The organism is Psychrobacter sp. CLB018 (assembly GCF_041222815.1).
Classification (GTDB): domain Bacteria; phylum Pseudomonadota; class Gammaproteobacteria; order Pseudomonadales; family Moraxellaceae; genus Psychrobacter; species Psychrobacter faecalis.
Window position 1 is genome coordinate 1,230,557 of sequence record NZ_CP166085.1, and the last position, 12,496, is coordinate 1,243,052.

Below are 12,496 nucleotides of genomic sequence, written 5' to 3' on the forward strand. Positions count from 1 at the left end.
ATATGAAACTAGCGTTCTGGAAAAGAAAAAAATCCGTTGAGCAGGCTTCTGCAGAAGATGAATTAGCAAGTATCGTGCCTTTGCAGCTGCAATACGATGATATTGGCTTAAAGCACGGCTATACAGCTGTGGCTAAAACGGATGCAGATTTCTATTGGGAGAGCCTGGCTGATGAGGAGGTTGCCTATCAGTCGGATGATAACTATATCTTACCATGGGAAGAGCTTTTTCAGATCCAACAAGGCTCTGAGCATGATGGCGTTATTGATCTGCTCAATCTGCCGTCCTCAAATGATTTATACCCGATTATTCGTAGTGAAAATGGTATAAGTGATTCGGATTTTCAAATTATTTTGGATGGCTGGTGTGATAACAACAAGGTTAAATTCAAAGGCTCAGTCAAGCGTACAGGGGCAATCATTAGTCTTGCCGGTAAAGAACATTTATTGAGTGAGGCGACTTGGAAGCTATTAGAGAAAATCAAAGAATTCTCTCGTGTCACGGATAAAAACAAATCATTAAACCAAAAGTATTGGGCGCAAATACGCAGTTTAGCGAATAAAAGTGAGGCGAACTTAGATGAGTTTCTGCGTAAAACCATCGTACTTGCTCCAGAGGAGCTGCAACTCAATCTCCGTAAAAACTTAGTTAGTACAGAGTCAGTGGTAGAGGTGCAGCCTGATTTTAAAGACTCGCCCTCAAATTGGCTACAAACTTTTGATAAGTATAATGAAGTGCAAGATGAATATACGATCAGCTTACCAGAAGGAGGTCTGGCTCACGTTATTATCGAGCCGCAAGTTAAGAGTGTACTCAATGAAATTAAAAAGATGCCAAATCGTCGGATAGCTGGCGAGCGTGCACAGACCTTTTTACATAACCCCTTTGCTCAGTTAGGGGAAGATGCTGTAGAGGTGATATCTCCAGAGGGCTTTGAGCAATCCAAAGAAGAGGCAGAAATCTATAGCTACCGTTTGTTAATAGATAAAACCTATGATGAAGCATCACATTTTAGTTCGGCTCAACTAACGTTACATGAAAACTCAAGTAGAGCACAAAACCCTATTTTTCTAGAGCTTTCAAATCTAGAGCAAGCTCAACACTTTATTGCTACTTATGAGAAATCATCACCAGTGTTCCTATGGGCAGGCTACAGTATAGATAGAACAAACTATTTAGATAACCAAGTGGAAGAACTGAAAAGTGAACTAGAAGAAATTCGGCAGCATGAAGATGATTTACAAGCTAAAAACGTACTAGATTTAAATAATTACAGCGATCGAGTAATTGGTATTGGTGAAGCCGAAAAATTGAGTTCTGAAGCCATTCAAAAAGATAGTGGTGAATCCGAATGGTTACCACAGAATCTTATAGATGGGTCAGCCGACTTATCTCAATTTACTTCTGATAATACTGATGCCACTACTGAGCTACTTGAGCAACGTATCCAGCATGCAGAGGCAGAAGGCGAGAGCTTTGTTATACATCCGGACAGCAACGTCTCCATTCCATTAGATGATGCAAAAAAATTACTTAATGATCTGCGTGATTCAAAGAGTGATGACCCAGCGGAAAACGACATAGAGCAAGAGCAGCCAGAAGCTGATGAAACAAAGAAAAAATCTACCTTATTGATTGCCAATAATATCGATGAGGCTGACTTTACTAAGAAGCGAGCCGAGACTCTGACTTTTGATGAAAGCAGCAGCCCTCAGGCCAGATTGCCATCAAGTTTTAGAAGCCAAGAATTTAGTTTAAAAAAGCATCAAGAGTATGGTATCGCTTGGCTACAAAATCTATATCAGTATGCGCCAACTCAGGTTAGCGGCTGCTTATTAGCGGATGATATGGGATTAGGAAAAACTTTGCAGTTACTTTGTTTTATTGGTGAATATCTAGAAACTGCAGAAGATAAAAAACCTGCATTAGTAGTAGCACCAGTTTCTTTATTAGAGAACTGGGAGAGTGAAATCAATAGGTTTTTTAGTGCAAAATTCGGAAAAGTGTTAAGTTTATATGGCGATAACTTAAAACAGCGAAAAATACCCAAACACCTAATATCTCCTCAATTAAGAAACGATTACGGAATAACAAACCTACTTGAAGATAATTGGTTAGGTGGGGCAGATATCGTGCTGACTACTTATGAAACCATGCGAGACCTTGAGTTTTCTTTAGGGAGGGTGGATTGGAGTGTCATGATATGTGATGAAGCCCAAAAAATAAAAGTGCCTACTGCAATGGTTACTAAAGCTGCTAAAGCCCAAAAAGCAGACTTTAAGATTGCTTGTACAGGCACGCCTGTAGAGAATTCACTTGTTGATCTATGGTGCTTATTTGATTTCATTCAAGAAAACCTGATGGGTTCGCTTAGTGAATTTAATAAAGAGTATCGACGTCCTATTGAAAAGAAAGACGATGAAGACAACGCGATAATAGATGAGCTTCGTCAATTGATAGAGCCGCAAGTATTAAGACGTATGAAGCATGATGTCGCTGAGTTGCCAGCAAAACACGAAATTAATGATTGTAAAAATATTGAAATATCAACGCTGCAACGCACACTTTATAAACAAGTATCAAATGATTATAGAAGTTTATCTGAGCAAGGCCATAAAGGCGTTATGTTAAAAGCACTACATGACATGCGAATGATTTGTGCTCACCCCCTGAATTTTCAAGAAAAAGCGACTATCAAGGATTCGCCTAAAGCCGAATGGTTAATAAACACTTTAGAGACCATAAAACAAAAAAATGAGAAGGTTATCATTTTTACTGAGTTCAGGGCTATTCAAGTGTTTTTAAAGCGACTTCTCCTTGAGCGATTTGGATTAAACGTTACTACAGTGAATGGGGATTCAAATACTAATAGTAGAGTAGGCTTAACGCGGCAGGGCATTATTGATAAGTTCCAAGAAACGAATGGTTTCAATGTAATTATTTTATCCACGGTGGCAGTTGGCTTTGGTGTGAATATCCAAAAAGCAAACCATGTTATCCACTATACACGCAGTTGGAACCCAGCTAAGGAAGATCAAGCAACTGATAGAGCTTACCGTATTGGGCAAGATAAAGAGGTTTTTGTTTATTACCCATCTATTGCAGCAGATGATTTTGAAACCTTTGAAATCAAACTGGATAAGTTACTATCTAGTAAGCGCAGTCTTGCTGATGATATGTTGAAACCAAACGTAGAGCTTACTCAAGAACTGATTCAGTCGATTTATTGAGTAAGATTTCTAACAGGTGGCTGTAGTAGATAAGCACTATGCTAGACTATTTTTATGAAGATAACTGGTTGTAAAGTCCTAGCAGATACTGAACAGACCACTCTAATGTCCGTCATCAAGCATAAAATAAAGCCTGACAGGCTTGTTTATACTGATAGCTATCAAGGTTGCAATGTATTAGATGTGAGCTAGTTTAATTTATTTATGGGTCATCATCTAACTAGCTTAAAATTCTGAGAAAATTGAGTGGTATTTACTCCTTATCTACTACAGATCCTAATTCTGAGTGACATAGATAAAGGTATGGTTCCCTAACGAGCTAGCAGGAATTTTAAAGTAGTGGAAGGTTTTTATAAATTGACTACAATGAGCTTAAGCATAGCTAGCCTTACTCTACCTGCTTATTTTAAAGATTTTTTTAATGTTATAAGCCTTTAGACTAACAAAGGTATTAGTAGTTATCTGATAAATATGCATGGAGAAAAATCTTGTTTTTTATTTATACAATTATTTTTGCAGTAGTTACTTTTCTTTTCATAAAGAATGTCGCTTACCCGTATGCTATAGATCGTTACTTTAAGAGTGAGGAATTTCTTGCCATAAAAGAAAGTATCTCTCAGCATGTACAAGACTGTAATGACTTAAACCAACACATTCAAAACCTAAAGTTGTCGTATGCTGATATAGAATCCTTCGACTATGGTAAAGGGCAGTTGTCCGATACTAGTAGATACAACATGAAAAGAAAAAACTGGTCTGAAAGCACAAACAATCGATGGACACATCCATGCTCTCTATCTATTGTGAAAAATGCTAACGATCAGCCTTTCAAGTATCTATGTAAATATTTCAATATCAAACCGACCGAAGAAACTTTAGAGAAGTTTGAGAACGCACTAAATGATTTCTCTGCCGCCGAACAAGGCAAGGGTTTGTTGGTGCAAGAAAGGGATGATACGATAGCAAGTGTAATGGAATCCATACCACCATTTGTGCTGCGCTCTAGTGAAGATAGGATAAAGCAAGAATTAGGCTTTATGCTTGTTAGCTTATCTCAGTTGTATTTTCCTGTTTATACCTTTCAATATGTCTCAGCTGGGGGTAATAGCTCATCAAGGTTTGACTTTAGATTGGACTTAGAACAGCTAGAACGATTTATTGGGTATTTAGCTGAATTGGTAAAATTCGAGAATAGTGTGGCAGGTCAGCGAGCATTAATGACAGCCAAGTTAAGAGAGAGAATTAAAGTAAGAGATAATTTTACTTGTCAGATATGCTCCCTCTCCACTTCGGATGAAAAAAATCTTTTACTTGAGATTGACCATATCGTGCCTTTATCAAAAGGTGGTAAATCAACAGAATATAACCTACAGGTACTGTGTTGGCGCTGTAATCGCTCGAAAGGGGCAAAAATAGACCATACTCCAAGCTTAACGCATGACCAAGTGGTTAATAAGATACCAAAACCAGAAGTTGCAGCACGTTCTGCTATGCCACCAAAACTGCCACAAAGTACGCCTGTTTCTATTACTGAGTCATTTAAACAGAAACCTCAGCCGATTATACAAAAGTCTTCATTAGACATGACTCGCCCATCTGTAAAGAAACGGCCACCTGCTCATACGTCGCATTCAGCAAACGCCACCACTACGCCAGACAGCGCTGTACTGCAGCCATCATCTAAAAACCTAACCAATGCTCAGAAAAATGCGGTTAGAACTGCTCAAAGCTACCTTGAAAGCTCAGGTTTCTCACGCAAGGGTTTGATTGAGCAACTAGATTATGACGGCTATACAATTGGTGATGCGACCACAGCAATAGATAGTTTGGATATGAACTGGCTTAAGCAAGCCAAGAAAACGGCGAAGTCTTATCTTCAAGATTCGGGTTTTTCACGCAAGGGTTTGATTGAGCAACTAGATTATGACGGCTATACAATTAGTGATGCGACCACAGCAGTAGATAGTTTGGATATGAACTGGATTAAGCAAGCCAAGAAAACAGCGAAGTCTTATCTTCGAGATTCAGGTTTCTCACGAGATGGTCTGATTGAGCAGCTAGAGTATGACGGTTACTCAGTCAATGATGCGACTGCAGCAGTAGATAGCTTAAATTTAGGTCAAGCTAAGAGCGACAAACCTAAGCAGAGCCACACAGAAAGAGCAGAAGTAATCTGTAAGAATCCTGGCGATCTAACAGGCCCTCAAAAGAATGCGGCCAGATCAGCTAAAGAGTGGCTTGATTGCTCTCCCTACTCACGTAAAGGTCTTATCGAAACGCTTTCTGAGAGTGACGGGTATGGCGTTAGCGATGCCACCTTTGCAGTAGATAGTCTAGATATGAACTGGACTAAACAAGCTAAGAAGGCAGCTAAAGAGTGGCTTGATTGCTCTCCCTACTCACGTAAAGGTCTTATTGAAACACTTACTGAGAGCGACGGATATGCTGTTGATGATTCGACTGTAGCAGTAGATGGCTTAAATATTGATTGGAATGAGCAAGCGCTGATGTCAGCAAAAGAATGGCTTGAATACTCTGGCTACTCACGTAAAAGTCTTATTGAAACACTTTCTGAAAGTGATGGTTATAGTCAAAGCCAAGCAAGTTATGCAGCAGAAAAGGCTGGCGCTTGATTATAGTTGAACATATCTCTTATAAATAAACCGAAATAAGTAAGATTTTTATCAAAAGACAGCTAATTAAGGTAACTATTCAGCTTAGCCTAATTTTATAACAATGCATAAAAATAGTGAAGGTTTTGGTAGCACACTAATTTTGGACTGTGTTTAAGAGAAGAAGTGCTGCCCACAAAAAAGCCGGACAACTTAATCTGTCTGGCTTTTTTGACGGTCAATACTAATTTGTTTTATTTATCCGTCTGTCACAAAGCATACTCACATATTGCGCATAACTAACTATCTTTTTTGCACATATGAAGAATGTTTTCAGGTACTTCAATCTGACAAGCATAACCGCAGCATTCACATACAACATCGTCTAAGTCACCTTACTACCAACACTACCCAAAAATCGACTGACAGTTTCTGATACATCAGACAGGGGGTTTTCCCTAACATCGAGCTGCTCCAATGCTTTTAGATTGGTAACACTATCAGGCAAACTTTGTAGGCCATTATGATAGAGCCCAAGACTTTTTAATTGATGTAGATTGCCTATAGAACTTGGCAGGGTTTTGAGGTCAGAAGCACGTATCTCTAGTTTTTCAAGGTTTGTTAGATTTCCGATACTCTCAGGCAAAGCCTTTAATGCTTCATTGGCATACAGCTCAATACTAGTAAGCTTGCTTAGATTGCCAATAGAGTCTGGTAACTCCTGAACCTGCGTTCCTCTCATATCAAAATGGGTAAGTGAGGATAAATTACCGAGCTCATCAGGAAACCGCTCTAAGCTCTTTGAAAAAATATTAAGCGATTTAAGATTCTTTAACTTACACAGTACTTTTGGGAATTCAGTGAAAGCGCAGTCCGTATAAACCAGTGTCTCTAAGTTATCTAATTGAGCAATCTCGTCCGGCAGCTCATCAAAACCTCTGAGCCTAAGATACTTTATATTTGTTAAATGGCCGATAGCGCCAGGTAACGGTTTAGTAGATTCACTTTTGCTTTGTAATACTGACTTATTATCAATATAACTATAACTTGTAGATTTTCCATATCCCAAATCCAGTCGCTCTAACTGGCGCAACGCTTCAGGTTCACGAGGGACGCTGCTATCAGGGCTGCCTGATATATTATGGTTGTCAATCCAGTCCCATATCTCTATCATCCAGTCTTCAACGTGCGTATCTTGATTGATATTTGTATTGTTATTTTGGTTGGTTTTATCGCTATATTCTGTCATAAGGTTACCTTTTAATACTTGTTAAATAATGATGATTAAATGAGGTGAATGCATTCAAATTCTTAGCTAGTCTTATTGCTATGTGTCAAACTGCAGATTAGTTGGGCACAGTAATAAAACCAAGGTAAGCCATATTCTTAACAGAGCTTGGTATCTCAGTGACTGAGACTGATAAAGGTTTATGAAGCGGTTTGGAGGATTTGCTTAAAAAAGCGGAATAGCAGAAAGCGCTCATAAGACTCAGTCGCTGAGTATGAGGAAAATGATTGAGAGGTTTAAAGTTTGGATGTAATTGACTAGAAGTAGTCATAAAGAAATCTCCTGTTGCTCTGTCTGTATCAAATTGAAACGACACAGTCACCTTACAGAGCGAAAAGGAGGTGTGCGTTTTACCAGTCTTTGTTTTTCATCGCGCTGGAAGTAGCCGTAAACCCACGATGTTTTTTTATCATAGCAAGCTGTTTATTATTTGTCAAAAGTGACATTGAGCTATGCTGAAGAAATTCTAGAGAACAATGGCAATATCTTAGCGACTGCAAAGCAGTTAGGCATAGCCATGCAAACCTTATCTAACTGGCAGAATAAAGCGAATGAAGGCTATCGTATTGTCTCAGCATACTGAGTCTTTGATAGTACTGGGGCAGTCTGTTATAAGTGTTTCCATTAGAGCAGTCTATTTTAAGTGGTCTATTAACAGGTTTCAAGAGTAAAACGACTGGTTCTGTTGAGATATAGATCGCCAAGACAGGTGTGGTTTGATTTTTATCGTCATGCTGCGTAATCAAAATCTCCCAAGTTTAGTTATACGGATTTGACAGCAGGGGTCATAGAGAGTGGGATGAATTTCATAATAGAAAATACATTTACGATTGAACCTGTCCAAAACTTAATTACTGCATCTACTGCAGCGCTAGGTTGTGGACTACTCATTGGTCTAGAAAGAGAGCGTAGCAAACAACGTGAAAATCAACACAGCTTTGCAGGTATTAGATCTTTTGCAATTTGCGCTCTATTAGGGGCAATTTGTTTTGCTTTCGGTTTATTTATGGGACTCATAGGAGCATTGATAGTAGGTGGTATAAGTATCATCTCTACTCATAAACAAATTGAAGATCCAGGTGTAACCACTGAACTTGCTTTTATACTCACCTATTTTATAGGTGGACTGTGTTTATGGCATATTCCTTATGCAGCGGCACTTACAGTCGTCCTTACCTTCCTTCTAGTGACAAAGCATTCAATGCATGGAGTAGCGGTTAAATGGATTACTGAGCGTGAATTCAGAGATGGTATCTTTTTACTTGCTTTACTTTTAATTGCACTTCCTTTAACCCCCAATAGGGATCTTTGGGGTTCAGTACTAAATCCTTATATTATTTTAAAATTATTGATATTGATTTTAGCCATTCAAGCACTAGCACATATGGCAAAGAGGCTTTTACCATCACGCCACGCCATGTTTTTATCTGCTTTAGCATCAGGATTTATATCCAGTACAGCCACGATTGCAAGCCTTGGAATAGAAGTTCGTCAGGGTCGTGCAGATGCAAAAGAAAATGCTGGAGCTGCCCTTATATCCTGTGTCGCAACAGTGGTACAGCTTCTTATTATTGTTGCAGGTGTAAGTTTTAGTTGGCTTAAAATCTTATTATTCCCCTCTATTATTGCCATGATAGTTTTAATTATTCCTGGGATATGGTTGATGAGAAAAACTCGATCCGAAGAGAAAGCTAAGTTAACTGATACACCCATGTTTAGTTTAAAAGAGGCGGGTATCATTGTAGTCACGCTTACTATTATTCAAGTACTTGTTTATGGTTTAAGTTTATGGCTGGGTGACGCCGGTCTTATTGCAGGAACCGTACTGAGTTCTATGTTTGAGGTGCATGCAGCAATGGCTGCTGTAGTAATGCAAGGGAACCCAACTGACCCTATTTTATTGCTCGCCTTATTATTAGGTTTAGCGACACATGCAATTTCTAAATCAATTAATGCGGCAATTACGGGTGGTTTTCAATACGCACTTGCTTTTGTTCCAATCCAAATTATTCACATGATTGTTTTAATTATCTTGATATATACCATGACAAATAATTAAAAAAACTCAATGAGTAAGGCTCATTCACCCGCTTTAGAAACCGATTTTCGGTCTTGTTGATGGTATAAAAGAATTATAAAAATGACAAGTCATACGAATGGATAGCTACGACCGATAGTTTCGATTTAAACAAGAGATGCTATACAAAAAAGCCAGGTAACTTGGGTTGCCTGGCTTTTTTGCATCTATAGCTTTTATCTAAAAGATAGCTTAAGGCTTAGGTGATAAATAACATATATATTGATATATGAATAAAAGTTGATTACTATTGTTGCCTAAATTTAATACCTTTAGTAGCAGTGTTGCATAGGCCAGTTTTTATCAATGCTATATCGCTTCCACACCTTATAATCGAGATTAAAAAATAAGCCTAGTGTTGGCAGTAGCTATAGTTACCTTAGGTATAACCTATACATTCAATGTTGCACCTAAAACCAAATACGGTGTGACAGTGATTGAATGTGATTTTGACTATGAGGATGAAATGAATACTCACTAATATTTAATTTTAGGAAAAAGTGAGCAATATTAAACAAGCCATGCTCATATTCTCAGTAGAGCAAAGATGGGCTTTAACAGCTCAATATTTATATAACTCTTAAACTTACTTCTAAGTATCCCCACTTAACAAGGACTGTTGCATTGAAACCTATTTATCTACCCTTAGTTTTTAGCCTTCTCGCCATATCAGGATGTAGTGACAAAAATAATGCTGAAGTGACGCCTTCATCAGTTAATGATAAAGAGACAGTCAGTACCGCTGAAGTCGAAAGTGATAAAAAAGAAGAAAAGTGCGTTATACCTGAGGTAGAGGACTACGATAAAGTCGGTTGCTTAAGAGACGGGCTTGCAGGGGTGATTAAGCAGAGTAACGATGAATATGACAAAACCAATAGAGTGGGCTATATCGATAAAGACGGACAATTAATTATTCCGTTTGAGTTTGATGCGATCGTTGCAGGAGAGGGTGGAGAGTCTTTAGAGTTTAATGACTTTTCAGAAGGGTTAGCTGCCATAAGTAAAAACGATAAATATGGTTTTATTGATACCAAGGGTAAGGTGGTCATAGAGCCAAAGTACGAGTGGGCAAGCAGTTTCTCTAACGGACTCGCTATTGTGAGTGCTGAAGGTCTGTATGGTGCTATTGATAAACAGGGTAAAACCGTTATCCCGTTTGAATACCAAGCTTTAGCCAATTTCCATGATGGATTCGCCACAGCAGCTCGTCCACCTAAGGACCCGGAAGATTATGAAAGTAAATATGGACTGATTAATAAACAGAATGAAGTGGTCATACCCTTTATGTATGAAAGTATGGGCAACTTAAGCGAGTCGCTCATCGCCTTAAGAAAGACGGTAAATGGGGTTATGTTGATACAAAAAACAAAGCGATTATTCCGATAACCTTAAAGTATGAGATGGTCAATGATTTCTCAGATGGCTTGGCTGCTGTCTTTAGCTACGAAGAAAACAGTGACAATCTTAAATACGGATACATTGATAAGACAGGTAAGCTTGTAATCCCCATGCAGTTTATTAAGGCTTATTGGGATGATAGTGAAGGCATCATAGATTTTAATAACGGTATTGCTGTTGTTAATGATAAAGAGGGCCGTACCTTCTGCATTGACAAAAAGGGTAGTGAAACTCAATGCCCAGATGGTATAGGCGTTACTGATAATCAACTCGATGATGAGACGGACGACTTAGAAGAGGGAACTCTAGATGAGAAGAGTGCTGATGCCCCACAATTTGTTGCGATAACTGATTATATTGCCTTAAAACCTAATGAAAATTGGACATGGGATAAAGTAGCGGCACTACCTAATGTGCAAGAGTGGCTTGAGAAAACCCCCGTTAAAAATGAGTATGAGCCTGAAGATCCAAACTATTCTATCAACGCTAGATTGAACGAAACCAGTTCGATGTCAGCATATGGTAATAAGAGCCGGCCAAATATTATTACTCTAGGTTCAAGTCAGGGTGTTATGGATGACAGTTCTCTTGGAGGTATTTACGAGCTTAATGATTTCTTTAATCAAAAAGATTTAACTCGCATTCCGTCTAACTGTGATGTTGATTCAGGTTTTGTCCAAAAGTTTTATAAATGGGAAAAGAAAGGATTTCAACCCTTGTATATTTATGATGCAGAAATGTCTGGTAATTCTGGCTCCGATAGGGAATTTGGTATTGCGAAAAATTTAGAGGAGTTTTTTAAACCTGTGTATGAGCATGTAAACCTAGAACTACAAAGTATTGATAACAATAACGATGATGTTATCTGTACTTTTAAATAGTGAGAAATGTGCTTTTAATATTATGAGCAAGGACAGGTAAGTTTATATTTTAAAGATAATGACTTACATATTCTATTCAGAAAAAAGGACGGTTACTTGCACTTATTAAGCCTCATACTCACGGAATAACCCTCTTAACGTCGTCAAGAGGGTTGCTTTCAGCAAGCAATATTAGCGTTTTCAAGTAAAAGTTTATCAGCTCAATAAATTTTTTAAAATAATCGAGATACAATTATGAAAAAATACCTACTGGCATCACTGTTTTTGGTACCGGCGTTAAGCTTTGCGAGTAATTTTTCTGAAGTTTTTGATACACGTCCAGTGATACCAACCGTCGAAAAAATGCGTAACAATACTTGGACGTGGAAAAACTTTGCTAATTTGCCAAATATGGGAAAATTAGAACGGGATAGTGAAAGCAAAAATCGTTATATGATGACGCAAACTATTCGTGAAGATAACCCTCAGACCACGATTACTTTTTACGGTAGTAAAGAGCGTCCAGAAGTTGCCGTAATAGAATCTCGTACATGGGGAGCGGGCAATACCCAGAGCTCAAAATTTGTTAGACTGGATAAACTAAAAGGTAATATTCCATTAAAAAGTAACTGTAATTTTAAAGATGTCTCTACTAGCGACAGAGATGATGACGGTGAAGGCCATAGCTATGAAACAGGAGCATCAGTAGACTTTCAACAAGCTTACGTGATGCCAAAAAATATCGCCGCGCTCTCTCCTTCTAAAAATGACTTATATTTAGCCAGCTCGCAGATTGAGAGCTATGTGGTAACAAGTACATTTCAAACCCAAGGTTACACTATGTCTATAGTCACTCCTGAAAAAAATAAATTGGGTCAGTTTATTAATAAGTATGGCTGGGACACCAATAGCAAAGGCAAAAAGATAACTTGTAATGTAAGTTAATTAATCCCAATGAATGTCGAAACCTTGTATTTATCAAGGTGAAAAAAGCCAGGCAACCCAAGCTGCCTGGCTTTAAAATTTGAACA

At 38.3% G+C, this 12,496-nt stretch carries 8 protein-coding genes; 7 read left to right on the forward strand and 1 reads right to left on the reverse strand.

Translation table 11 applies throughout. From position 1 onward, the window contains the following. The first annotated feature begins 2 nt into the window (after window positions 1-2). Window positions 3-3,230 carry a DEAD/DEAH box helicase gene (locus tag AB8P72_RS05295; protein ID WP_369958165.1) on the forward strand — a complete coding sequence of 1,076 codons (3,228 nt, stop codon included), beginning with the start codon at window positions 3-5 and terminating at the stop codon, window positions 3,228-3,230. 488 nt (window positions 3,231-3,718) lie between these two features. Then, window positions 3,719-5,863 (forward strand): Ltp family lipoprotein, encoded by a 2,145-nt coding sequence (locus tag AB8P72_RS05300; RefSeq protein ID WP_369958166.1) that lies wholly within the window; start codon window positions 3,719-3,721, stop codon window positions 5,861-5,863. A 364-nt stretch (window positions 5,864-6,227) separates the two neighbouring features. On the opposite strand, the gene AB8P72_RS05305 is transcribed toward AB8P72_RS05300, so the two are convergent. Beyond that, window positions 6,228-7,091, reverse strand: a complete 864-nt coding sequence (locus AB8P72_RS05305) for a leucine-rich repeat domain-containing protein (protein WP_369958168.1) — start codon at window positions 7,089-7,091, stop codon at window positions 6,228-6,230. A gap of 469 nt (window positions 7,092-7,560) precedes the next feature. On the opposite strand from AB8P72_RS05305, the gene AB8P72_RS05310 reads away from it, so the two are divergent. From AB8P72_RS05310 to AB8P72_RS05330, 5 genes are all read left to right on the forward strand, one after another. Next, window positions 7,561-7,713, forward strand: coding sequence for a hypothetical protein (locus tag AB8P72_RS05310; protein WP_369958303.1), 153 nt, complete (start codon window positions 7,561-7,563; stop codon window positions 7,711-7,713). 216 nt (window positions 7,714-7,929) lie between these two features. Then, window positions 7,930-9,189: an MgtC/SapB family protein gene (locus AB8P72_RS05315; RefSeq protein ID WP_369958169.1), complete on the forward strand. Its 1,260-nt coding sequence runs from the start codon at window positions 7,930-7,932 to the stop codon at window positions 9,187-9,189. Window positions 9,190-9,831: 642 nt separating this feature from the next. Further along, the gene (locus AB8P72_RS05320; protein WP_369958170.1) at window positions 9,832-10,593 is read left to right on the forward strand and encodes a WG repeat-containing protein; all 762 of its coding nucleotides are present in this window, start codon (window positions 9,832-9,834) and stop codon (window positions 10,591-10,593) included. A 14-nt stretch (window positions 10,594-10,607) separates the two neighbouring features. After that, a complete protein-coding gene (locus tag AB8P72_RS05325) occupies window positions 10,608-11,486 on the forward strand; it encodes a WG repeat-containing protein (RefSeq protein ID WP_369958171.1) in 879 nt (292 codons plus the stop codon). A 234-nt stretch (window positions 11,487-11,720) separates the two neighbouring features. After that, window positions 11,721-12,410, forward strand: a complete 690-nt coding sequence (locus AB8P72_RS05330; protein WP_369958172.1) for a hypothetical protein — start codon at window positions 11,721-11,723, stop codon at window positions 12,408-12,410. Window positions 12,411-12,496 lie beyond the last annotated feature (86 nt).